Genomic DNA, 21,670 nt, shown 5'->3' with positions numbered 1-21,670 from the left:
GGGTTCCCCTCTTATTGTTTCGGAGGGCAAAGCACCCCCCACACAAACAAGGTCATGCTAGATCATTTTCCACTGAACGCGATCACCATTCGGTGGAAAAATGCGCCCTGCGTCGAATTCGCGCTGTTTCAGACCAGTCGTTTTCGACCTGTCCGTCAGACGGCTTTTTCACGAGCGCGCTGGATATAGAGGCTCCGAAGCCGCGTCGCCACCGGGCCGGGCGCCCCATCGCCAACCTTGACGCCATCGACGCTGACGATCGGCATCACCAGGGTGCCGGCCCCGGTGATGAACGCCTCTCGCGCGCCTTGCGCCTCGGCGATGGTGAAAGGCTTTTCGTTGATCGGCAGGCCCGCTTCGCGGATCACCTCGAACAGGGTGGAGCGGGTCACGCCGTGCAGGATGTTGGCCTGGGTGTCGCGGGTGCGCAGATGACCCTCGGCGTCGACGATCCAGGCGTTGGATGACGCGCCCTCGGTCACCAGCCCCAGGTCATCGACGAACCAGGCCTCGATCGCGCCGCGCTCACGGGCCGCCTGCTTGGCCAGGGCGTTGGGCAGCAGACCGACCGATTTGATATCGCAGCGGCCCCAGCGGTTCTCGGGCACGCTGACCACGGCCGCGCCCTGCGCCGCCTTGCGCTCGGCGAGCTGAGGATCGGTCGACTTGGCCGTGACCACCATGGCGGGCGCAACAGCGGGATTGGGAAAGGCGTGGTCCCGACGGGCGACGCCGCGCGTCACCTGCAGATAGACCAGACCGTTGCGCACCATATTGCGGCGCACCGCTTCGCGAAGCACCACGGTCAGGGCCGCCTGCCCCATGGGATGGGCGATCCGCAAGGAGTCCAGGCTGCGCCAGAGCCGGGCGAAATGGCCCTGGGCGTCGGCCAGCTTGCCATCGAACACGGCCCAGACTTCATAGACCCCGTCGGCCAGCTGATAGCCGCGATCCTCGATATGCACGGCGGCTTCGCCGTGCCGGACGAAGCGGCCGTTCACATAGGCAAAACGCGACATCTAGTCTTCCTCATCCGCCCGCGCGCCAGCGACGCCCAGGGACTTGAGCTTGCGGTGCAGCGCCGAGCGCTCCATGCCGATGAAATTGGCGGTACGCGAGATGTTTCCGCCAAACCGCAGGATCTGGGCGTTCAGATATTCGCGCTCGAACAGCTCCCGCGCCTCGCGCAGCGGCAAGGCGATGATCCGCTCGGCTCCGATCGCGCCGGCGTGGCCGGCCGAAGGCTGCTCGGCGCCGGCCAGCATCTCGGCGGTAATCAACTCGCCGGGCTCGCCGGCCGCCAGGATCAGCATGCGTTCGACGTTGTTGCGAAGCTGACGGACATTGCCCGGCCAGGTCTGCACCTGCAGCGTCGCCAGCGCGTCATCGCCCAGTTGCCGACGCGGCAAGCCTGTCGCCTCGACGATGCGATCGATGAAGAAGCTGATCAGTTCCGGAATGTCTTCGCGGCGCTCAGACAGGCCTGGCACCCGCACGGGCACCACGTTCAGGCGGTGAAACAGGTCCTCGCGGAACCGTCCCGCCGCAATCTCGTCGCGCAGATCGCGAGAGGTCGAGGAAATGACGCGAACATCCACCTGGACGTCGCTGTCGCCGCCCACGCGCCGGAAGCGCTGCTCGACCAGGACCCGCAGGATGCGGCTCTGGGTCTCGCGCGGCATGTCGGCCACCTCGTCGAGATAGAGCGTGCCGCCGTGGGCCCGCTCGAACACGCCGATCTTGCGCGGACGACCGCCCTCGCCTTCCTCGCCGAACAGCTCAACGTCGAGACGCTCGGGGGCCATGCCCGCCGCGCTGACCGCCACGAATTCCTGCCGGGTCCGGGCGCTGGCGCCGTGGATCAGCCGGGCTACGAGCTCCTTGCCCGCGCCAGGCGGTCCGGAGACCAGCACCCGGCTGTTGGCCGGAGCCACCTTGGCGATCATCTGGCGAAGGGCCTGGGCGGCGGCCGATTTTCCCATCAGGCCGTCGGAGGTGAAGCTCTGGGCACGCAGCCTGCGGTTCTCGCGCTTGAGGCCTGCCGCCTCCAGCGCACGCTCGACCACCAGCAACAGCCGGTCAGACTTGAACGGCTTTTCCAGGAACTCGTAGGCGCCGCGCTTGATGGCGCTGACGGCGGTCTCGATATTGCCGTGACCTGAGATCATGATGACGGGGAGGTCAGGGTCGAGCTCCTTGACCATGTCGAGCAGTTCCAGCCCGTCCATGCCCCCGCCCTGCATCCAGATGTCCAGCACCAGCAGGGCTGGTTTGCGGGCGCGCAGGGCCGCCAGCGCCTGATTGGAATCCGCGGCCGTTCGCACGGCATAGCCCTCGTCCTCGAGGATGCCGGCCACGAGGTCGCGGATGTCGGCCTCGTCGTCCACAACAAGCACGTCAGCGCTCATATCATTTCCTCTACGCCACCGAGGGCCGCGGCGGGCAGGCGCGCGGTCGACGGAAATTTCAGGATCACCCGGGCTCCGGGCGCTTGGTGGGCATCGGTCAGGACCAGAGTTCCCTCATGGTCCTCCATGATCCGCTTGACGATCGCCAGGCCAAGGCCTGTGCCCTTCTCGCGGGTCGTTACATAGGGTTCGGTCAGGCGATCGCGATCACGGGCCGGAAGGCCGACACCGTTGTCCTCGATGATCACCCAGAGATTCTCGTCGTCGGTCACCAAGGTCGCGGTGATCCTGCCGGGCGGTTCAGGGGTGACGTGTCGCCGCGCGCCAACCGCTTCGCCGGCGTTTTTGAGGATATTGGTCAGGGCCTGGCCCACCATCCGCGCGTCGCACTGGATCAGCAGGTCCTCGCCCGGCTCGATCAGGACGACCTCGATCTCGGGATCCACGAACCGCTGAGCGAAGACGCCCTGGCGCAGCATTTCGGTCAGGTTGGCCGGCTCAAAGCGCGGCGCGGGCATCCGCGCGAACGCCGAGAATTCGTCGACCATCCGGCCGATATCGCCCACCTGGCGGATGATGGTTTCGGTGCAGCGGTCGAAGGTCTCCAGATCGCTGGTGATCTCCTTGCGATACTTGCGCTTGATGCGTTCGGCCGAGAGCTGAATCGGGGTCAGCGGGTTCTTGATCTCGTGGGCGATCCGGCGGGCGACGTCCTTCCAGGCGGCGTTGCGCTGGGCGGCGACCAGGCGGGTGATGTCGTCGAAGGTCAGCACCAGCCCCTCGGCGACCTGACCGGCGCCGCGCACACGCAGTCGGCGGGTCTCGCCGTCTCGCACCAGATCAATTTCGACCTCGGCGTCGGACCGCCCCTCAAGGATGGTCTCGACAACGATATCGAACTCCGGCGCGGCCGCGATGAGATCCAGGCCAACGGCGTCTTCCCGCAGACTGAGCAGGGTCACGGCGCGACGATTCAGGGCCGAGATCCGTCCTTGGGCGTCCAGACTGACCACCCCGGCGCTGACACCCGAAAGCACCGTCTCAATGAACTGGCGCCGGGTTTCGGCGTCCAGACTGGCCGTTCGCAGCGCCGCCTGCTGAACCTGAAGATCCGTGGTCATCATGTTGAAGGCATTGGACAATGCCCTGATCTCATCAGGCCCCACTTCAGCATCAACCCGGGCGTCCAGATCGCCCGCCGACACTCGTCCGGCGGCTTCCACCAGCCCGGCGACGGGGCCGGCGATCGAGTTGGCGGCGGCTATGCCGACCCAGACCGCAGCGACCAGCACCAGCAACGCGGTTTCCGCATAGCTGAGGCCGAAGATGGCCTGGATCCGCACCCGGCTCCGCTCAGCGTCGCGATAGGAGATCAGCGAGTCTTCAGCCTCGATCAGGTGACTCAGGATCCCCGTGTCGATCGGGCGAACCACATAGAGATAGGCGTCCGGAAACGCCTTCAGGCGATAGAGTGCACGGAACAGGTCCGATGACACGAAGCGCTGCGCCATCGCTTCTCCGGTGTCCGTGCCCTCAAAGGTCGACGGCGGCGGCGCCAGGAAGGCGGGTGCGCCGGGCATCTCGGCCCGCGCCAGAATGCGCCCGTCACGGTCCAGCACATAGGCGGCGGAGAAGCCGCTGTTGGCGGTCTCGCCGGCCAGGAAGTGGCTGAACACCACCGGCGACTGCGAGATGGCCGGCGCGGCCTCGTTCAGGTTGGCGGCCATCGGGCGAATATGTTCGCTGATATAGTTCGTCTGTTCAGCGACGTAGGACCGCGCCACCTTGGCCGAGTTCTCGACCACGGTCCTGACCCTCTGGCTGAACCAGCCCTCGACCCCGCGATTGACTAAGACGCCGAAGAACAGCGCCACGATGACGGCGGGGGCTACGGCGGCGAACGAGAACAGGCCCACGAAGCGAAGATGCAGGCGCGCGCCGGCGTCATTGGCCCGGGCGTCGATCATCTCGAACAGGCGCAGGCCGACCACGGTGGCGATCGCCAGGATCAGCACCAGATTGAAGCCCAGAACAATCAGGATGGCCGTGCTGGCCGGGCTGATCGGCCCGCTTTCGGGCGGCGACGAGGCCAGGGCCACGCCCGTAACGGTCAGGATCACCGCCAGGGCATAGGCGCCGCCGATCACATAACGCGATCGCAGCCGCTCCCGCCACCAGACCCGGCTGAACCGGGGGGGCGGGCTTTCGGACCCGAATGCGGACATGACGGACGCCATGACGTCAGTCTAGAAGTGGGTGTGCCCCAAAATCAACAGCTATGTGCCAAATAAGCTTCAGCGTCGTCCGCGGGTCATCTCCACACCGAGGTCCTGGATCTTCTTGCGTAGGGTGTTGCGGTTCAGACCGAGAATCTCGGCGGCCCTGACCTGGTTGCCCCGGGTAGCCGACAGGGTCAGCTGGATCAGCGGGCGCTCGACCTCCTGCAGAACCCGGTCGTACAGACCCGCCGCCGGAACGCCGTCAGGCTGGTCGGCGAAATGACCGGCCAGGTGACGCTCCACCAGCATCGACAGGGTGACGGGCCCCTCATCTGACCGAACGGCCGGCGTATGGTCCTGAAGCTCGCGATCGACGATCCGGGCGTTGATCAACTCCTCGGCATAGAGGGCGCACATCCGTCGGATCAGGTTTTCCAGTTCGCGGACATTGCCGGGCCAGGAATGGGCCTTCAGGCGATCCAGAGCGCTGGAATCGATGGTCTTGGACGGCAGGCCCTCCCGCGCCGCGCGCAGCAGGAAGGTGCGGGCCAGGTCCGGAATATCCTCGGTGCGATCGCGCAGCGGCGGCAGGCGCACGGGCGCCACATTGAGGCGGAAGAACAGGTCCTCGCGGAACAGGCCCTGCTGGATCAGCCCCCGCAGGTCGCGGTTGGTGGCGGCGATGATCCGCACGTTCGGCCGACGCCCGGTCTTGGGATTGAGCACCGGCTCGGTACCGTCGATCACGCGCAGCAGGCGGGTCTGGGCGTCCAGCGGCATGTCGCCGATTTCGTCCAGGAACAGGGTGCCGCCGTCGGCCTCGATCAGGCGGCCCAGATCGCCCTCACCCCGGCCAAAAAGCTCGGTCTCGACGCGTTCACGAGGCACGGCGGCCAGGTTGATGACTACAAACTTGCCGTCGCGACGGCGTCCCAGCTCGTGCAGGGCCCGGGCGACCAGCTCCTTGCCGGTGCCGCTTTCGCCCAGGATCAGCACCGTCAGGTCGGCGCCGACCAGACGGGCGATGGTGCGATAGACCTCCTGCATCGGCGCCGAGCGGCCGATCAGCGGCAGGCGTTCGTCGCGCATCGCCCGCGCCTGGGCCTTGGACGCCTCGGCGTCGGCTGGACGCGACAGGGCCCGGCGCGCGGCGGCGGTGACATCGTCAAGGTCGAACGGCTTGGAAATATACTCGAACGCCCCCGCGTCGGCGGCGTTGACCGCCGTCAGCAGTGTGTTCTGGGCGCTCATCACGATGATTGGCAGCTTGGGCCGCTCCTTGCGGATGCGCGGCAGAACGTCAAAGACGTTCTCGTCGGGCATCATCACGTCGGTGACAACCAGGTCGCCCTCGCCGTCCATGACCCACTTGAGCAGGGTGGTGGCATTGCCGGTGGCGCGCACCTGATAGCCCAGCCGGGTGAAGGCCTGGCTGAGAACGAGCCTTACCGACGAGTCGTCGTCGGCGATCAGGATCTTCTTGCTGGCGGCGTTCATGCTTACGCGTCTCCGACGGAAGGTTCAGGCGCCACGGGCAGCAGCACGCGGAAGACGGTGCGGCCGGGCTCGGACTCGAAATCGATCAGGCCGCCATGGGCGGTGACCAGCTTGGTGACCAGGGCCAGGCCAAGGCCGGTGCCATTGGGTTTGGTGGTCACGAAAGGCTGGAAGAGATGGTCGCGCAGGCTCTGCGGCACGCCAGGACCGTTGTCCTGGATCCGGATCTCGATGGGCGCGCCGCTGGCGGCCTTGCCGTCGGCGCCGCGCACCCGAACGCCGGGGCGCCAGGCCGTGTGGATCGAGATCGCGCCGCGCCCATCGCCGCGCATGTGAGCCGCTTCGGCGGCGTTCTTCACCAGGTTCAGGAAGATCTGGATCAGGTGATCCTCGTCGCCCCACACCGGCGGCAGCGAGGGGTCATAGGTCTCGCGCAGGGTCAGGCCGTCGGCGACGCCATTGGCGACCAGGGCGCGAATACGGTCCAGCACCTGATGGATGTTCACGGCCTCGCGCGGTGTCGGCAGGTCTTCGGAGAAGGCCTCCATGCGATCCACCAGACGGCGAATACGGTCGGTCTCGTCGACGATCAGCTGGGCCAGCGGCTGGTCGGCCGCCGAGGCGCCGGTCTTCAGCAGCTGGGCCGCGCCACGAATGCCGGCCAGGGGGTTCTTGATCTCGTGGGCCAGCATCTTGCCCAGGCCGACCACCGAGCGGAGACCGGCGGCGTCCGCGCCGCGATCCACGCCCAGAACGCCCTTCACATGCAGGGTCAGCAGCACCGAACCATCGCCCAGCGGCGCAGCGGCGCCGTCGGCTTCGAAGGGCGGCTGGCCGAAGAGATTGACCTCGACGCCATGCTCCCGAACCGGCGCGCCTTCGAAGATCGCCCGATCCAGCAGCGAAACCAGAACCGAGCCCGGCGGCAGGGCGGCGCGGAAACGGCCGCGCGCCAGCAGCGACAGGCCGTGGCCAAACAGCGCCTCGGCGGCTTCGTTGACGGCCACCAGCCCGCCCTGGCTGTCGACGACCAACGCCGGTTCTGGGCTGAGGTCAAAGGCGGCGGCCTTCAGCGCCTCGGGCGCCTTGCCGCCCAGAACACGGGCGTGGTCGCTCATGCGGCGATCCTCCGGTCTCCCAGCCAAAGGCGCGTCAGAGCGCCCTCGACCAGTTCAGGTTCATCCAGACGACACATCGTGGCGCGCGCGACGCGGCGCGCCTCGGGCGTCTCGGGCCATGGCGCAGCTTCGATGTAAGAGGCCAGGTGCTTGCGGAACATCTTCAGGCCCAGGGGCTGGCCGTAGAAGTCCAGGCTTCGGCGGAAATGGGTCAGGGCGATCGCCAGCCGTTCCTCGGCGTCGGGCTCGACAAAGGCGCGGCCCTCCAGCGCCGCCTCGATGGCCCCGGCGATCCAAGGGCGTCCATAGACGCCGCGACCGATCATCACGCCGTCGGCGCCCGACTGATCCAGCGCCATGCGCGCGCTGGCGCCATCGACGATGTCGCCATTGACCAGGACCGGGATCGACACCGCCGCCTTGACCTCAGCGACGGCCGACCAGTCCGCGACGCCCTTGTAGAACTGGCTGCGGGTGCGGCCATGAACGGTTATCGCCTTCGCGCCGGCCGCTTGGGCCCGGCGCGCGATATCGGCGGCGTTGCGGGTGTTGTCGTCCCAGCCCAGTCGCATCTTCACCGTGACGGGCACAGTCACCGCCTGGACCGCAGCGGCGACCAGGGCTTCGGCCAGATCCGGATCGCGCATCAGGGCCGAGCCGCACTGCTGGCCGCCGGAGACTTCCTTGGCGGGACAGCCAAAGTTCAGGTCGACGATCTCGGCGCCGGCTTCGGCGGCCATGCGGGCGCCCTTGGCCATCAGAGCAATGTCGCGACCGACCAGTTGCACCACCATCAGCGGCAGCCCTTCGCCCACGGCGGCGCGGCGCACGACGTCAGGCCGCCCCCGCGCAAACTCGGCGCAGGCCACCATCTCCGTCGCCACATAAGGGGCGCCGAGCGCCGTGGCCGTTTCTCTGAAGGGCAGGTCGGAAATGCCGGTCATGGGCGCGATCCACACGCGCCCAGGCACTTCCACTCCGCCGACCTCGAGCTTGTTGCTCATTTTGTAATCATCCCCGACGCTGTGTTTTTAGGCATATTGTGCGGCGCAGTAAAGCCCGGATCGACTGGACAACCGCAACCGCCGGACTAAACAGCGGCCATGACCTTTTCCGCCGTGATCGTCGCCGCCGGCTCCGGAACCCGGGCCGGCCCTGGCCAAGCCAAACAATGGCGATCCGTGGCCGGTAAACCCGTTTTGCGCTGGTCGGTCGAGAGCTTCATCGCGGCAGGCGCGGTCGATGTGGTCATCGTGGCGTCTGAAGACGGCGCGCTGGTCCTGCCCGATGTGCTGGCGGGCCTCACGGGCTGGCGCAGCGTTCGGGGCGGCGCGACGCGCGCGCTGTCTGTTCAGGCGGGTCTCGCGGCGCTTGCACAGCGATCGACTGACGAGCCCGTGCTGGTGCACGACGCCGCCCGGCCCTTCCTGAGCCGCAAGACCATCGACGATCTGCTCGGCGCCCTGGCCGGCGCGGACGGCGCCATTCCCGCCCTCCCCGTCGCCGACACCCTCAAGCGCGCCGACGCGGGCGCGCCCTTGACCACGACGTCTCGCGACAATCTGTGGCGGGCCCAGACACCGCAGGCGTTCAGGCGCAGCACACTGGTCTCGGCCTATCTGGCCTGGAATGGCCAGGCCGAGCCGACCGACGACGCTCAGGTCGTGGAGGCCGCCGGCGGCCGTGTCGTCCTCGCGCCGGGCGATCCGCTGTTGATGAAACTGACCTATCCGGAGGATTTCGCCATGGCTGAACGACTGGCGGGCGCAGCCCGCATCACCCGCATCGGCCAGGGCTTCGACGCGCACCGCTGGGGACCGGGCGACTCGGTGTGGCTGTGCGGCGTCGAGATCGTCCATGACCAGACACTGATCGGACATTCCGACGCCGACGCCGGCCTGCACGCCCTGACCGACGCCCTGCTGGGCGCCATCGGCGAAGGCGATATCGGCGATCACTTCCCGCCGACCGACCCGCAATGGAAGGGCGCGGCCTCGGACAAGTTCCTGATCCACGCCGCAGAGCTGGTGCGCGCCCGGGGCGGGACGATCATCAATGTCGATGTCACGCTGATCTGCGAGCGACCCAAGATCAAACCGCACCGGGCCGCCATGCGCGAGCGTCTGGCCCAGATCCTGGCGCTGCCGCTGGACCGGGTCAGCGTCAAGGCAACCACCACCGAGCAGATGGGTTTTACCGGGCGCGGCGAAGGTCTGGCGGCCCAGGCCGTCGTGGCGGTCGAGACTCCGGCCTGAGGGGTATAGGCTGCACTGAGCGAATCCGCTGGAGAGCCGCATGTTTCCGTTAGAGATCGAAACCCTGGCCCGCCTGCTGGTCGCCGAGGCCCGAGAGAAGTCCCTGAGGCTGGTCGCCGCCGAAAGCTGCACGGGCGGTCTGGTGGCCGGCGCGATCTGTTCGATCTCCGGTGCATCCGATGTCTTCGAGCGCGGCTTCGTCACCTACACCAATCGGGCCAAGTCCGAGATGCTGGGCGTGCCCGGCGATCTGATCGCCGACCATGGCGCGGTCTCCGAGCCGGTCGCCCGGATGATGGCCGAGGGCGCTCTGGCCAACAGTCACGCTCACGTCGCCGTCTCGATCACCGGCATCGCCGGGCCCGGCGGCGGCACGCCGATGAAGCCTGTCGGCACGGTCCACTTCGCCGTGGCGCGCGCCAATCGCTCGCTCGTGCATCGCCATGAGACGTTTGACGGCCAGACGCGCGAGGCGGTGCAGCTGGCCGCCGTGCGTGCGGCGCTGGAAATGCTGCGCGAGGCCGTGGCCTAGAAATGCCCGAAGCCGCGCCCTCCGACTGGCGGCGTTTTGTCGGGGCGGGACTGTCGAAGAACACCCTGGCCGCGGCAGCGGCCCGCAAGAGCGAAATCCGGCACGCGATCCGGGTGTCGGCGGCCGTAGGCGCGGCCTTTGCCGTGGCCACCCTGCTCAAGCTGCCGCAGGGCTATTGGGCGGTTTTCACCGCCGTCATCGTGGTGCAGACCAGCATCGGCGCGACGATCACCGCCTCGATCGAGCGCTTCATGGGCACGGTGGTCGGCGCCGTGGTCGGGGCGGCAGCGGCCTATCTGCATCTGCGCTATCCGGCGTTTGGCGGGCTGATCCTGTGCGTCGCCGTGGCCCTGCTGTCCTTCCTGGCCGCCGTGCGGCCGACCTTCAAGGTCGCCCCGGTGACCGCCGTGATCATGCTGATCGGCATGACCACCCACATGGACCCGCTGACCGCCGCGATGTACCGGGTGATCGAGATCACCGTCGGCAGCCTCGCAGGCGTTGCGGCGACCCTGCTGATCTTCCCCGCGCGGGCTCATGGGGCGATCGTCCAGAGGGTGCGCGAGATCGTCGATCTCAACGCGGGTTTGCTGTCGCACTACGCCAGGGTCCTGCGCGGCCAGCCCAGCGATCTGGTGGCGGCCGACCAGTACGACGCCAACCGGGCGGTCATGGCCAAGCTCCAGACCGACATGGCGGAGGCCGACCGCGAGACGGCTTCGCGCCTCAGCCTCAGATCAGCGCCCGAGGCCCTGCCCCGCACCCTCTGGCGGCAGCGCAATGACATCGTGATGATTGGCCGAGCGCTGGTCCAGCCGATCGCTATCCCGGGCCTGGCCGAGCCTGCGGCCGCCATGATCGACGCCGCCCGAACCTTCCTGATCCAGGCCGCAGAGCTGATCCAGATGGGCGCGCGCCCTGATCGCCTGGCCTTTTCGCAGGCCCATGTCCGCTTTCAGGAGGCGGTTGAAGGGCTGCGCGCCGATGGCTCGATCCGGGACCTGCCGTTCGACGACGCGGCGCGGATCTTTGGTCTGGTGTTCGCGGTCGAGAACCTGCACGCCAATCTCGGCGACTTCGCCGACCGCTTGGAAGAGCGCAATGAGGCCGCAGACTAGGACCCGGGGGCCCCATGGATCTGTCGGGCGCGCGCCTCGAAACAGGCGATCAGCTTGTCGGCGGCGCGATCCAGATTGGCCGCCAGCAGCGCGTCCAGCATGCGTGACCTGAACGCGAAGTCGATGACAAATTCCACAGTGGTTTCAGCGCCGTTGGGCGTGAACTTCCATTGATTAGAAAGCCGCTTGAACGGGCCGTATAACAGGCTGACATCGACCGTCAGGTGCTCTGCGTCGCGCCGCACCCGCGTGGCGAACTTCTCTTTCAGGAACGAGAACCCGACCTGGGCCTCGGCGTCGACGGTGCTGACCGCACCGTCCTGGCGGGCGTTCCAGGTGCGCATGGCGGTGATCCACGGCACGAAGTCGGGATAGCGGTCGACGTCGCCGACCAGCCCGAACAGCTGCTCGGGCGTGTAAGGCAGGACCCGCGTGACGACGTGGCGATGCAAGCCTATGCCGTCCGGGCGTCAAGGGCGCGGCGGGCCGCCTGCAGCTTGGCGAAGTCTTCACCCGCATGGTGCGACGAGCGGGTCAGCGGACTGGCCGAGACCATCAGGAAGCCCTTGGCCCGGGCGATGGCCTCATAGGCCTTGAACTCTTCGGGCGTGACGAAGCGATCGATGGCGGCGTGCTTGCGGGTGGGCTGCAGGTACTGGCCGATGGTGATGAAGTCGACGCCGGCCGAGCGCATGTCGTCCATCACCTGCATGACCTCTTCCTTGGCCTCGCCCAGACCGACCATCAGGCCAGACTTGGTGAACTGGCCCGGATCGCGTTCCTTGACCCGCTCCAGCAGGCGCAGGGAGTTGTAGTAGCGCGCGCCGGGGCGGATCTTCAGATAGAGCCGCGGCACGGTCTCGAGGTTGTGGTTGAAGACGTCCGGACGGGCGTCGATGACGACGTTTTCCGCGCGATCCTTGCGCAGGAAGTCCGGGGTCAGGATCTCGATGGTCGTGCCCGGCGCGGCGGCGCGGATGGCCAGGACGACTTCAGCGAAATGCTGGGCCCCGCCATCGGCGAGGTCGTCGCGGTCGACTGAAGTAATGACCACGTGCTTGAGGCCCATCTTGGCGACAGCCTCGGCCACGCGGCGCGGCTCATCGGCGTCCAGCGCCTTGGGCAGGCCGGTGGCGACATTGCAGAAGGCGCAGGCCCGCGTGCAGATCTCGCCCATGATCATCATGGTGGCGTGCTTCTGGCTCCAGCACTCGCCGATGTTAGGGCACGCGGCCTCTTCGCAGACCGTGGTCAGCTTGTGCTCACGCACGATGCTTTTGGTCTCGTTGTACTGGCCTGAGCCGGGCGCCCGGACGCGGAGCCACTCGGGCTTGCGCAGCACCGCCGTATCGGGGCGGTTCTGCTTTTCGGGGTGGCGCGCCGCCCGGTCTTCCGGGGTGCGTGCCGTCAGCGTGTCGATCACTGTGGCCATGGCGCCTAAATCGGTCTTCTTGCCCTCCGGATCAAGCACGCGATCTTGCATGAGGCGCGAAGGCGCGAAATGAGTGCATCCTATGCGTCGCCGCCTCCTCGCCGTCCTGATGTTCCTGACCCTCGCCGGCTGCGGTGATGGCGACGCCCGCGCGCCGTTCGCCGACAGCCGGACACCACCGTCCATCACGCCCAGATTCTATGCGCCGGATAACTGGGCCTGGGGCTATGTGCGGGTCGGAAACGGCCCGGCGCAGCGCTATGGCGTGTCGGCGCCCCCGATCGGTCCGCGCGCCACGGTCGTGATTCTGACCGGCTATGCCGAGCCGGCGGAAAAGTGGTTCGAGACCGCGCGACGGCTGAACAAGGACGGTTACACAGTCTGGGTGCTGGAACGGCAGGGCCAGGGCGGTTCCGAGCGCCTGACGCCCTGGCGCGATGTCGGCCATGCCGACAGCTTTGAGCCCGACGCCGCCGCTGTCCGCGCCCTGGTCAATGTGGTGATCCGGCCCAGGGGAGACCGGCCGCTGGTGGTTCTCGCCCATGCCGATGGCGGCCTGGTGGCCTTGCGGGCCGTCGAGACCGGCCTGCCGGCCGACGGAGTGATCCTGTCCTCGCCGGTCTTCGCGCTGCCCCCCTCGCCTGCCCAGGCGACACAGATCGCCGTCTGGGCCAGTCGTCTGAAACTGGGCTGGATCAGGCCGCCCGGCGCGCCCGGCTGGAGCCGTGATGCGCCTGACGGCGTCGCGGCCGGCCTGACCAATGACAAGGCCCGGGGCGCGGTCCAGCAGGCCTGGCTGACCGCCAATCCCGACCTTCGCATGGGCTCGCCCAGCGTGGGCTGGCAGGCGGCCTTGGTCGAGGCGTCCGAGCGCGCGCGCGCCGATGTGGCCAGGGTCAGGGCGCCGGTGCTGATGCTGCACGGGGGCAAGGATCGCCTGACGACCCCCGCGATCCTGGCCGGCGCCTGCGCCGCGCTCGCCGACTGCCGGGCGGCGGCGCTTCCAGCCGGTCATCACGACCTGCACATGGAATCAGATGCCGTTCGGGACGCCTGGCTCGTCGAGATCGAGCGTTTCATTAAGGCTCGTATCGCGGCCAAGGCGCAGCGCCACAAGGGCTGATCCTGCGGTTTGTGACTCTTCCTTGCAAAGCTGGACCTTCCCCGGCAGTCTCGCGACCTAACGAACGAAAGCCATGACGCTTTTCGGGGAGGTTGCGCCGGGATGCCGGTAGTTTTTAAAGCGGAAGATGGCCAGAAGGCCCTCTTCGACGCCCTTATCGATGCGCGCGACACCTATGGCGCCAAAAAGCCCATCCTTGAGGATCAAGAACGCAACCCGCTCAGCTATACCGACCTGATCCGGGCGAGCTTTGCTCTGGGCCGCAAGATCGCGGCCATGACCAAGCCCGGCGAGAACGTCGGCGTGCTGCTGCCTTCGGGTTCGGCGGCCGTGGTGACCTTCTTTGCCTTGCACGCCTTCGGTCGTGTGCCGACCATGCTGAACTTCACGGCCGGCCTGCGAAACCTGAAGGCCGCCTGCCAACTGGCCAAGGTCAAGCGCGTCCTGACCGCCCACAAGTTCATCGAGCTGGGCAATCTGCACGACATCGTCGATGCGCTGGAAGCCCAGGCGACAATCACCTATCTGGAAGACGTGCGCGGCACGATCGGTCTGGCCGACAAGCTGTTCGCCGCCGCCGCGGGCGCGTTTCCGCGCCAGTTCCGGGCGCCGGCCAAGCCGTCGGACCGGGGCGTGGTGCTGTTCACCTCGGGCAGCTTCGGCGCGCCGCGCGGCGTGGTGCTGAGCCAGGCCAACATGGTCACCAACGCCGAGCAGATCGCCGCCCACATCGCGCTGGACCCCGACTGGGTGTTCTTCAACCCCCTGCCCGTGTTCCACTGTTTTGGCCTGACGGGCGGGGTTATCCTGCCGTTGCTGAAGGGCATGAAGGCCTTCCAGTATCCCTCGCCCCTGCACACCAAGCAGATCCCGGCCCTGGTCAAGGACGTCGGCGCCTCGGTGCTGTTCGCCACCGACACCTTCCTCAACCACTATGCGCGCGCGTCGGACAGCAACGAGCTTTCAGGTCTGAGGTTTATCGTCTGTGGCGCTGAAAAGGTTCGGGAAGAGACGCACAATCTCATCCACGACAAGTTTGGCCCCGTCCCCGTTCTGGAAGGCTATGGCGCCACCGAGGCCTCTCCGGTCATCGCGGTGAACAAGCCCGATGACAATCGTCGCGGCACGGTCGGCGGCCTGCTGCCCGGCCAGGAATTCCGCGTCGAGCCCGTTGAAGGCATTTCAGGCGGCGGCCGACTGCTGGTCCGCGGCCCCAATGTCATGCTGGGCTATCTGCGCGAAGACGGCGGCGTCGATGCGCCGGATGGCGGCTGGCACGACACCGGCGATGTGGTCTCGATGTCCGACGACAACTGGATCACCATCAAGGGCCGGGTGAAACGCTTCGCCAAGATCGCCGGCGAGATGGTCTCGCTGACGGCGGCCGAAGACCTGGCCTCAGCGGTGTGGCCGGACGGCCGCCATGCGGTAATCTCGATGCCCGACAAGAAAAAGGGCGAGAGGCTCCTTCTGGTCACGGATCGCCACGACGCTGCGGTCTCTGACCTGGTGGCCCACGCCCAGAACATCGGCGCGCCGGAACTGGCGGTGCCCCGCAAGATCCTGAAGGTGCCCGAAGTGCCCGTACTGGGCAGCGGCAAGACCGACTATGTCGCCATCCAGCGCATGGCCGATCAGGACGCCAGGGCCGCCTAGACAGATCGGCCTAGAACACGCCACCCAGGGCTTCCAGTTCAGCGCGGAAGCCCTGCTTGCGGCCATGCAGGGCCCGCAGGTCGGCCATGAAGGTCTCGTGGTCCGGGAACTCGCCGAAGTCAGCGATGATCGGCGCCAGGCTTTCCATCTCCAGCCATTGCTGGGCCGCAGCCCTGTAGCGGCCCGCGACGCCATAGGTCAGAACGTTGCGGATCATGGCCCGCAGCAACAGGGTCGCGGCCAGCGGATAGGCGCCTTCAAGACGGCGCGCGGCAGCGGTCAGCAGGTCTTCATCCGCGCCGTTGATGGCGCCGTGACGGTTGATGATCAGTCGCGCCGCCGCAGCCAGATCCGGCCACTCGATCAGAAAGGCCAAGGCGGCCTCGAAGCGCGGAAACTCGGCGGCGATCTTCTTGGCGTCATCCTCGGCGACCACGTCGTCAAAGTCCGGCAGGCCCTTCAGGAACGCCCTGAGCCTCGGGATCGACAGGGTGGCCTCGAAGGCCGCCCAGCGCCGTCGCTGGGCCTCTTCCTGGCGGCCATTGGCCTGTAGCGCATCGAGATAGACATCCTCCCAGGCGGCCCGCTCGACCGGATCGTCCTCGGCGCGGACTGAGAGCAGGCCGCGCGGCTTGACCGTCGCCGCAGCGGCCTCCAGAGCGGCCAGCGCCTCGCCCACCTTTCCGACGGCCAGAAGACGCCGGCCGATCTCGGCGGCGATGGCGGGAAACCGCCGCTGCGTCTCGCTGAAGGTCGCGATAAAGGCCCCCACGTCACCATTGATGTCGGCCAGTCGGCGCAAGGCGTCGCGGACCACCGATGCCTTGGCGTCATAGGCGCCAGCCGACCGCGCAGGGCGCTGGGTCAAGGCCGCCTGCAGGCGCTCGCCCAATCGCGCCTGACCAACCACGCCCAGAGACCGGGCCGTGACAGCGACCAGCGGACCAAACACGAAGTAATCGTCGCACAGGATCAGCCGCGCCACCCGGTCGGCCAGATCGACGGGCGCGGCTTTGGCGCTCAGGGCGATGTCGCCGACCGCGTCCCGCGCTTCGACGAAGACCTCACCGATCGGCCCCTCGGGTTGACTGATGCGGTCAAAGACGGAACCGGCCAGGTCCAGGAAATCCATCAGCAGCGTCAGAGCCGCCTTGGGATCGCTTTCCGCCAGACGCTGGATCATCCGAAAGTGCAGATCCAGATCGCGCGCGAAGGCGGCGCGCTTGCGCCAGTGGATGCGCGAGGTGGCCTTGGCGATGGCCGCCAGACGCTTGGAGATCTCCAGCGCCAGACCCTCGGGACTGGCCTCGGCGAACAGCTCCAGCCGCAGGGCGCGCTTGACGTAGCTGTCGACCGACAGGTCCATCAGGATCGTCGCCAGCCGCTCCGCGCCCAGATCGGCGAGGTTGGCCTCGGAAAGGGTGGTCTTGGACCCCTTCCTGGCCTTGCCCGCAGACTTGATCCCAGCCTGGGCCGGCTTGTCGGTCGTCTTGGCCGTCGCGCGCGCCATTCAGGTCCCTAGATGTGCAGCACCCGTCCATACGCATCGAGCGTGGCTTCGTGCATGGCTTCCGACATGGTCGGGTGAGCGTAGACGATTCCGTGCAGGTCTTCCTCGGTCGCTTCCAGCGTAATGGCGGTGACGAAGCCCTGGATCATCTCGGTTACTTCGTGGCCGATCATGTGAGCGCCGATCAGGGCGCCGGTCTTGCCGTCGAACACCACCTTGACGAAGCCCTCGGTCTCGCCGGCGGCCACGGCCTTGCCGTTGACCTTGAACGGGAAGCGACCGGCTTTCACGTCGATGCCGGCAGCCTTTGCGGAGGCTTCGGTGTAGCCCACCGAGGCAACCTGCGGATTGGCATAGGTGCAGCCCGGGATCGGCGAATGGACGGCCGGGGTCTTATGGCCGGCGATGAACTCGGCGGCGTGGATGCCTTCGTGGCTGGCCTTGTGGGCCAGCCAGGGCGCGCCGGCGACGTCACCGATGGCGAAGAGGCCCGGAACGTTCGTCTCGCCGTGCTTACCGGTGACGACGTGGCCGCGATCGGTGGTCAGGCCCACGGCTTCGGTCCCTTCGGTATTGGGGACAATGCCGATGGCGACGATGCACTTCTCGGCGGTCAGCTGCTCGGCCTTGCCGCCGACCTCGACCGACACCGAGACACCTGTGGCGGTCTTGTCGATCTTGGTGACCTTGGCGCCGATGCGGAACTCTATACCGCGCTTCTCGAACGCCTTCTGGGCGGCCTTGGACACCTCGGCGTCCTCGACCGGCATGATGCGGTCGACGGCCTCGACGACGGTCACTTCGGCGCCCAGGGCGCGATAGAAGCTGGCGAACTCGATACCGATGGCGCCCGAGCCAATCACCAACAGCGACTTGGGCATGGACTTCGGCGCCAGAGCGTCGCGGTAGGTCCAGACCTTGTCGCCGTCCGAAACTGCGCCGATCGCCGGAATGTTCCGGGCCCGCGCGCCGCTGGCCAGGATCACGTTTTTCGCCTGGATCGTGCGGCTGCCGCCGGCCTTCAGGGCCACGACCACCTTCGGAGCCGGCGTACCCTTTTCGAGCTTGGCCTCGCCCTCGACGACCTCGATCTTGTGCTTCTTCATCAGGAAGGCGATGCCGCCGGACATGGTCTTGGCCACGCCGCGCGAGCGCTCGATGATCTTGGTGAAGTCGAACGCCGGCTTCTCGACCGACAGGCCGTAGCTGTCGAGATGCGACAGCTGCTCGAAGATCTCGCCGGACTTCAGCAGGGCCTTGGTGGGGATGCAGCCCCAGTTGAGGCAGATGCCGCCCAGGTTTTCGCGCTCGACGATCGCCGTCTTCAGGCCCAGCTGGCTGGCGCGGATCGCGGCCACATAGCCGCCAGGGCCGGCGCCGATGACGACGACATCGAATTCCGTGGACATGATGTTCTTACCCTAGCTTGGACGTCGCCCGAGGGGAGCCGGGCGGCCTCGATCGATCGGCCCGCAAGCCGATCCGGGAGAATTAGAGCAGCGCCTCGACCGCGACCTTGAGGTCTTCGGGCTTGGTGGTGGGAGCGAACCGCTCGACGACTTCGCCGTCGCGGCCGATCAGGAACTTGGTGAAGTTCCACTTGATGCCCTCGGTGCCCAGCACGCCCTTCTGTTCCTTCTTGAGGAACGCATAGAGCGGATGGGCCGAAGGGCCGTTGACGTCGATCTTGGCCAGCATCGGGAAGGTCACGTCATAGGTCAGCGAGCAGAAGCTGGCGATCTCTTCGGCGTTCCCAGGCTCCTGGGCCCCGAACTGGTTGCAGGGGAAGCCCAGGACGGTCAGGCCGCGATCCTTGTAGTCGCGGTACACCGCCTCAAGGCCCTCATATTGCGGGGTGAACCCGCACTTGCTGGCCGTGTTGACGATCAGCAGAACCTGCCCGCGATAGTCGGCCAGGCTCACGTCCTGGCCGTCCAGCGTGCTGGCCGAATAATCATAGACTGACATGGTGCTCTCCCTGCTCTTTCCGGTGATCAGACGATCAGGGTCAGCGGCTCTTCGATCAGCGGCTTGAAGGCCGCCAGGAACCTGGCGCCGATCGCGCCGTCGACCACGCGGTGATCGCAGGTCAGGGTCACGGTCATCACGGTGGCCACGGCCAGCTGGCCGTTCTTGACCACAGCGCGCTGCTCGCCGGCCCCCACGCTCATGATCGCGCCCTGCGGCTCGTTGATGATCGAGGCGAAGGCCTTGATGCCGAACATGCCCAGGTTGGAGACCGAGAAGGTGCCGCCTTGGAATTCCTCGGGCTTCAGCTTCTTGGCCTTGGCGCGAGCCGCCAGGTCCTTCACCTCGGCCGAGATCTGGGCCAGACCCTTGGTCTCGGCGGCGCGGACGATCGGCGTGATCAGGCCGCCGTCGATGGCCACGGCCACCGCGATGTCGGCGTGCTTGTGCATGGCGATGCCTTCGGGCGTGTAAGAGGCGTTGGCCTCCGGCACGCGCTTGAGGGCCACGGCCACGGCCTTGATGATGATGTCATTGACCGACACCTTGACGCCCTGATCCGCCAGCAGGCTGTTGATCTTCGCGCGCGCCGCCAGCAGGCCGTCGATCTCGAGATCAATGGTCAGCGGGAAGTGCGGCACGTCGCGGAAGCTGTCGGTCAGGCGGCGCGCGATGGTCTTGCGCATGCCGTCCAGCGGAACCAGGTCGTAGGAGCCGGCGGGAATGCCCATCTGCTCCAGCGACAGCGCCTGGCGCGGCGCAGCGGCGGCGGCCGGAGCCGACGCGGTGGGGGCGGACCGGGCTGGCGCGGCGCCGCCCTTGCCGGCAGCCTCGACGTCGGACTTGACTACGCGGCCATGCGGACCGCTGCCCTTGACGGTCTTCAGATCCAGACCGGCGGCGGCGGCCAGGCGACGGGCCAGCGGCGAAGCCAGCACGCGCGCACCATCCGCGACCGGCGCGGCCAATTGTGCTGTTTGTGCAGTTTGTGCGGTCGCAACCGGCGCATTATCGGGTTTGGCGCTGTCTGGTTTATCGGGCGCCTTTGCAGCCGGCGGAGCGGGGCTTTCGCCCTCCCCGGTCAGCTTGGCGATCAGGGCGTTGACCTTGACGTTTTCGGTCCCGGCGTCGACCAGGATGGCCTCGACCACGCCTTCGTCGACGGCCTCGACTTCCATCGTCGCCTTGTCGGTTTCGATCTCGGCGATCACGTCGCCGGCCTTGACGGTGTCACCCACCTTCACGTGCCACTTGGCGAGCGTGCCCTCCTCCATGGTGGGCGACAGGGCGGGCATCAGGATGTCGATCGACATTGAGCTTCTTCCTCAAGCGTTCGGGACGTTGTCGGCCGGGCCGTCGTCCGCGCGATCTCGCGCCGGGGCGAGGTGTTGTTCTTGGCCGAAATCGAAACGGCTCACATCCAACAGGTATGCAGCGATCGCCGCCATCCCGCCAGACGTGAGCCGCGTCTTCATCAGCGGTAGCAGACCTTCTTGGCGGCCGAGACGATCTTGTCGACCGAAGGCAGCGAGAGGGCTTCCAGGTTGGCCGCATAGGGCAGCGGCACGTCTTCCTGGTGCACGCGCAGGGGCGGCGCATCCAGGTAGTCGAAGCCGTGCTCGGTGATGCGGGCGACGATCTCGGCGCCGACGCCCATCGGGCCCCAGCCTTCCTCGGCCGTGACCAGACGGTTGGTCTTTTTCACGCTCTGCAGGATCGTCTCGTGATCCATCGGACGGATGGTCCGCAGATCGACGACCTCGGCCGAGATGCCTTCCTTGGCCAGTTCGTCGGCAGCCTTCAGGCAGAAGCCGACCATGCGGCTGTAGGCCACCAGGGTGACGTCCGTGCCTTCGCGGCGGACCTTGGCCTTGCCGATCGGCACGACGTAGTCCTCGACATCGGGGATGTCGAATTCGATGCCGTACATCATCTCGTGTTCGAGGAAGACGATCGGGTTCGGGTCGCGGATGGCGGCCTTCAGAAGGCCCTTCGCGTCAGCCGCGTCGTAGGGCGCGATGACCTTCAGACCGGGCACATTGCCGTACCAGGCCGCGTAGTCCTGGCTGTGCTGGGCGCCGACGCGGCTGGCCGCGCCGTTGGGGCCGCGGAACACGATCGACGACTTGATCTGGCCGCCCGACATGTACAGCGTCTTGGCGGCCGAGTTGATGATGTGGTCGATCGCCTGCATGGCGAAGTTCCAGGTCATGAACTCGACGATCGGCTTCAGGCCGGCCATCGCCGCGCCGACGCCCATGCCGGCAAAGCCGTGCTCGGTGATCGGGGTGTCGATGACACGCTTGGCGCCAAACTCCTGCAGCAGGTCGCGACTGACCTTGTAGGCGCCCTGGTACTGGGCGACTTCCTCGCCCATCAGGAACACGCGGTCGTCGCGACGCATCTCTTCGGCCATGGCGTCGCGCAGGGCGTCGCGCACGGTGATCTTCTTCATCGGCGTGCCGGCCGGGATTTCCGGGTCGGCAAAGGTCGAGGCGCCGGCGTTGGCGACTTGGGCCGCCGCGACAGGCGCAGACGCGACCGGGGCGGCCTGGGCGGCCTGGGCGGTCGGAGCCGGAGCGGTCGAAGCCGCCTCACCTTCGCCCTTCAGGCGCGCGATCAGCGTGTTGACCTTCACGTTCTCAGTGCCGCCGGGGACCAGTATGGCCTCAACGACGCCTTCATCGACGGCTTCGACTTCCATCGTCGCCTTGTCAGTCTCGATCTCGGCGATCACGTCGCCGGCCTTGACCGTGTCACCTTCCTTGACCAGCCATTTGGCCAGCGTGCCCTCTTCCATCGTGGGTGAGAGGGCGGGCATCAGGATGTCCACG

The 21,670-nt window shown here is 67.2% G+C and carries 19 protein-coding genes; 5 read left to right on the top strand and 14 right to left on the bottom strand.

The genetic code is table 11. The annotated features are described in order from the left end of the window. Positions 1 to 155: 155 nt before the first annotated feature. From ACN2C8_RS07990 to dusB, 6 genes are read right to left on the bottom strand one after another with little or no spacing between them, the layout of a single operon-like run. Positions 156 to 1,019 (bottom strand): D-amino-acid transaminase, encoded by an 864-nt coding sequence (locus ACN2C8_RS07990; protein WP_419255301.1) that lies wholly within the window; start codon positions 1,017 to 1,019, stop codon positions 156 to 158. Then, the gene (locus ACN2C8_RS07985) at positions 1,020 to 2,408 is read right to left on the bottom strand and encodes a sigma-54-dependent transcriptional regulator (protein WP_419255300.1); all 1,389 of its coding nucleotides are present in this window, start codon (positions 2,406 to 2,408) and stop codon (positions 1,020 to 1,022) included. Continuing rightward, positions 2,405 to 4,645 (bottom strand): ATP-binding protein, encoded by a 2,241-nt coding sequence (locus ACN2C8_RS07980; protein WP_419255299.1) that lies wholly within the window; start codon positions 4,643 to 4,645, stop codon positions 2,405 to 2,407. Before ACN2C8_RS07980 ends, ACN2C8_RS07985 begins: the two co-directional genes overlap by 4 nt. Before the next feature lie 57 nt (positions 4,646 to 4,702). Next, the gene (locus ACN2C8_RS07975) at positions 4,703 to 6,124 is read right to left on the bottom strand and encodes a sigma 54-interacting transcriptional regulator (protein WP_419255298.1); all 1,422 of its coding nucleotides are present in this window, start codon (positions 6,122 to 6,124) and stop codon (positions 4,703 to 4,705) included. 2 nt (positions 6,125 to 6,126) lie between these two features. Next, entirely contained in the window at positions 6,127 to 7,242 is a 1,116-nt protein-coding gene (locus ACN2C8_RS07970) for a two-component system sensor histidine kinase NtrB (protein WP_419255297.1), read from the bottom strand. Further along, positions 7,239 to 8,246: a tRNA dihydrouridine synthase DusB gene (gene dusB, locus ACN2C8_RS07965; protein ID WP_419255296.1), complete on the bottom strand. Its 1,008-nt coding sequence runs from the start codon at positions 8,244 to 8,246 to the stop codon at positions 7,239 to 7,241. Before dusB ends, ACN2C8_RS07970 begins: the two co-directional genes overlap by 4 nt. A 99-nt stretch (positions 8,247 to 8,345) precedes the next feature. Here dusB and ACN2C8_RS07960 point away from each other — a divergent pair, with 99 nt between their 5' ends. Genes ACN2C8_RS07960 through ACN2C8_RS07950 form a run of 3 tightly spaced genes read left to right on the top strand, consistent with a single transcriptional unit; the run spans position 8,346 to position 11,147 of the window. After that, positions 8,346 to 9,497, top strand: a complete 1,152-nt coding sequence (locus ACN2C8_RS07960; protein ID WP_419255295.1) for a bifunctional 2-C-methyl-D-erythritol 4-phosphate cytidylyltransferase/2-C-methyl-D-erythritol 2,4-cyclodiphosphate synthase — start codon at positions 8,346 to 8,348, stop codon at positions 9,495 to 9,497. 40 nt (positions 9,498 to 9,537) lie between these two features. Beyond that, complete coding sequence (locus ACN2C8_RS07955; protein WP_419255294.1) at positions 9,538 to 10,029, top strand: CinA family protein; 492 nt, start codon at positions 9,538 to 9,540, stop codon at positions 10,027 to 10,029. A 2-nt stretch (positions 10,030 to 10,031) separates the two neighbouring features. After that, positions 10,032 to 11,147: an FUSC family protein gene (locus tag ACN2C8_RS07950; RefSeq protein ID WP_419255293.1), complete on the top strand. Its 1,116-nt coding sequence runs from the start codon at positions 10,032 to 10,034 to the stop codon at positions 11,145 to 11,147. On the opposite strand, the gene ACN2C8_RS07945 is transcribed toward ACN2C8_RS07950, so the two are convergent. Both ACN2C8_RS07945 and lipA read right to left on the bottom strand, forming a co-directional pair. Continuing rightward, positions 11,144 to 11,599 carry a type II toxin-antitoxin system RatA family toxin gene (locus ACN2C8_RS07945; RefSeq protein WP_419255292.1) on the bottom strand — a complete coding sequence of 152 codons (456 nt, stop codon included), beginning with the start codon at positions 11,597 to 11,599 and terminating at the stop codon, positions 11,144 to 11,146. The two genes, ACN2C8_RS07950 and ACN2C8_RS07945, sit on opposite strands and share 4 nt — an antisense overlap. A gap of 2 nt (positions 11,600 to 11,601) precedes the next feature. Further along, a complete protein-coding gene (lipA, locus tag ACN2C8_RS07940) occupies positions 11,602 to 12,579 on the bottom strand; it encodes a lipoyl synthase (protein WP_419255291.1) in 978 nt (325 codons plus the stop codon). Positions 12,580 to 12,661: 82 nt separating this feature from the next. Between lipA and ACN2C8_RS07935 the strand changes: the two genes are divergently transcribed. Together ACN2C8_RS07935 and ACN2C8_RS07930 are read left to right on the top strand one after the other, a co-directional pair. After that, the gene (locus ACN2C8_RS07935) at positions 12,662 to 13,702 is read left to right on the top strand and encodes an alpha/beta fold hydrolase (RefSeq protein ID WP_419255290.1); all 1,041 of its coding nucleotides are present in this window, start codon (positions 12,662 to 12,664) and stop codon (positions 13,700 to 13,702) included. A 102-nt stretch (positions 13,703 to 13,804) separates the two neighbouring features. Then, the gene (locus ACN2C8_RS07930; protein WP_419255289.1) at positions 13,805 to 15,358 is read left to right on the top strand and encodes an AMP-binding protein; all 1,554 of its coding nucleotides are present in this window, start codon (positions 13,805 to 13,807) and stop codon (positions 15,356 to 15,358) included. 10 nt (positions 15,359 to 15,368) lie between these two features. On the opposite strand, the gene ACN2C8_RS07925 is transcribed toward ACN2C8_RS07930, so the two are convergent. From ACN2C8_RS07925 to ACN2C8_RS07900, 6 genes are all read right to left on the bottom strand, one after another. Continuing rightward, positions 15,369 to 16,868 carry a DUF6880 family protein gene (locus ACN2C8_RS07925; protein WP_419255288.1) on the bottom strand — a complete coding sequence of 500 codons (1,500 nt, stop codon included), beginning with the start codon at positions 16,866 to 16,868 and terminating at the stop codon, positions 15,369 to 15,371. 8 nt (positions 16,869 to 16,876) lie between these two features. Then, the gene (lpdA, locus tag ACN2C8_RS07920; RefSeq protein ID WP_419255287.1) at positions 16,877 to 18,277 is read right to left on the bottom strand and encodes a dihydrolipoyl dehydrogenase; all 1,401 of its coding nucleotides are present in this window, start codon (positions 18,275 to 18,277) and stop codon (positions 16,877 to 16,879) included. 82 nt (positions 18,278 to 18,359) lie between these two features. After that, the gene (locus ACN2C8_RS07915) at positions 18,360 to 18,836 is read right to left on the bottom strand and encodes a glutathione peroxidase (protein ID WP_419255286.1); all 477 of its coding nucleotides are present in this window, start codon (positions 18,834 to 18,836) and stop codon (positions 18,360 to 18,362) included. Between the two features lie 26 nt (positions 18,837 to 18,862). Continuing rightward, a complete protein-coding gene (locus tag ACN2C8_RS07910; protein ID WP_419255285.1) occupies positions 18,863 to 20,149 on the bottom strand; it encodes a pyruvate dehydrogenase complex dihydrolipoamide acetyltransferase in 1,287 nt (428 codons plus the stop codon). A 12-nt stretch (positions 20,150 to 20,161) separates the two neighbouring features. After that, positions 20,162 to 20,311, bottom strand: a complete 150-nt coding sequence (locus tag ACN2C8_RS07905; protein ID WP_419255284.1) for a hypothetical protein — start codon at positions 20,309 to 20,311, stop codon at positions 20,162 to 20,164. After that, positions 20,311 to 21,657 (bottom strand): pyruvate dehydrogenase complex E1 component subunit beta, encoded by a 1,347-nt coding sequence (locus ACN2C8_RS07900; RefSeq protein WP_419262244.1) that lies wholly within the window; start codon positions 21,655 to 21,657, stop codon positions 20,311 to 20,313. Before ACN2C8_RS07900 ends, ACN2C8_RS07905 begins: the two co-directional genes overlap by 1 nt. Positions 21,658 to 21,670: the final 13 nt, after the last annotated feature.

Source organism: Caulobacter sp. ErkDOM-C, assembly GCF_048541825.1.
Classification (GTDB): Bacteria; Pseudomonadota; Alphaproteobacteria; order Caulobacterales; family Caulobacteraceae; genus Caulobacter.
Note: the sequence above shows the minus strand (reverse complement) of the source record. Positions and strands in the feature narration are given on the sequence as shown.

Coding starts and splice junctions, on each gene's coding strand:
- ACN2C8_RS07990 (WP_419255301.1), bottom strand. CDS start 1,019: ATGTCGCGTTTTGCCTATGTGAACGGCCGCTTCGTCCGGCACGGCGAA.
- ACN2C8_RS07985 (WP_419255300.1), bottom strand. CDS start 2,408: ATGAGCGCTGACGTGCTTGTTGTGGACGACGAGGCCGACATCCGCGAC.
- ACN2C8_RS07980 (WP_419255299.1), bottom strand. CDS start 4,645: ATGGCGTCCGTCATGTCCGCATTCGGGTCCGAAAGCCCGCCCCCCCGG.
- ACN2C8_RS07975 (WP_419255298.1), bottom strand. CDS start 6,124: ATGAACGCCGCCAGCAAGAAGATCCTGATCGCCGACGACGACTCGTCG.
- ACN2C8_RS07970 (WP_419255297.1), bottom strand. CDS start 7,242: ATGAGCGACCACGCCCGTGTTCTGGGCGGCAAGGCGCCCGAGGCGCTG.
- dusB (WP_419255296.1), bottom strand. CDS start 8,246: ATGAGCAACAAGCTCGAGGTCGGCGGAGTGGAAGTGCCTGGGCGCGTG.
- ACN2C8_RS07960 (WP_419255295.1), top strand. CDS start 8,346: ATGACCTTTTCCGCCGTGATCGTCGCCGCCGGCTCCGGAACCCGGGCC.
- ACN2C8_RS07955 (WP_419255294.1), top strand. CDS start 9,538: ATGTTTCCGTTAGAGATCGAAACCCTGGCCCGCCTGCTGGTCGCCGAG.
- ACN2C8_RS07950 (WP_419255293.1), top strand. CDS start 10,032: ATGCCCGAAGCCGCGCCCTCCGACTGGCGGCGTTTTGTCGGGGCGGGA.
- lipA (WP_419255291.1), bottom strand. CDS start 12,579: ATGGCCACAGTGATCGACACGCTGACGGCACGCACCCCGGAAGACCGG.
- ACN2C8_RS07935 (WP_419255290.1), top strand. CDS start 12,662: ATGCGTCGCCGCCTCCTCGCCGTCCTGATGTTCCTGACCCTCGCCGGC.
- ACN2C8_RS07930 (WP_419255289.1), top strand. CDS start 13,805: ATGCCGGTAGTTTTTAAAGCGGAAGATGGCCAGAAGGCCCTCTTCGAC.
- ACN2C8_RS07925 (WP_419255288.1), bottom strand. CDS start 16,868: ATGGCGCGCGCGACGGCCAAGACGACCGACAAGCCGGCCCAGGCTGGG.
- lpdA (WP_419255287.1), bottom strand. CDS start 18,277: ATGTCCACGGAATTCGATGTCGTCGTCATCGGCGCCGGCCCTGGCGGC.
- ACN2C8_RS07915 (WP_419255286.1), bottom strand. CDS start 18,836: ATGTCAGTCTATGATTATTCGGCCAGCACGCTGGACGGCCAGGACGTG.
- ACN2C8_RS07910 (WP_419255285.1), bottom strand. CDS start 20,149: ATGTCGATCGACATCCTGATGCCCGCCCTGTCGCCCACCATGGAGGAG.
- ACN2C8_RS07905 (WP_419255284.1), bottom strand. CDS start 20,311: ATGAAGACGCGGCTCACGTCTGGCGGGATGGCGGCGATCGCTGCATAC.
- ACN2C8_RS07900 (WP_419262244.1), bottom strand. CDS start 21,657: ATGCCCGCCCTCTCACCCACGATGGAAGAGGGCACGCTGGCCAAATGG.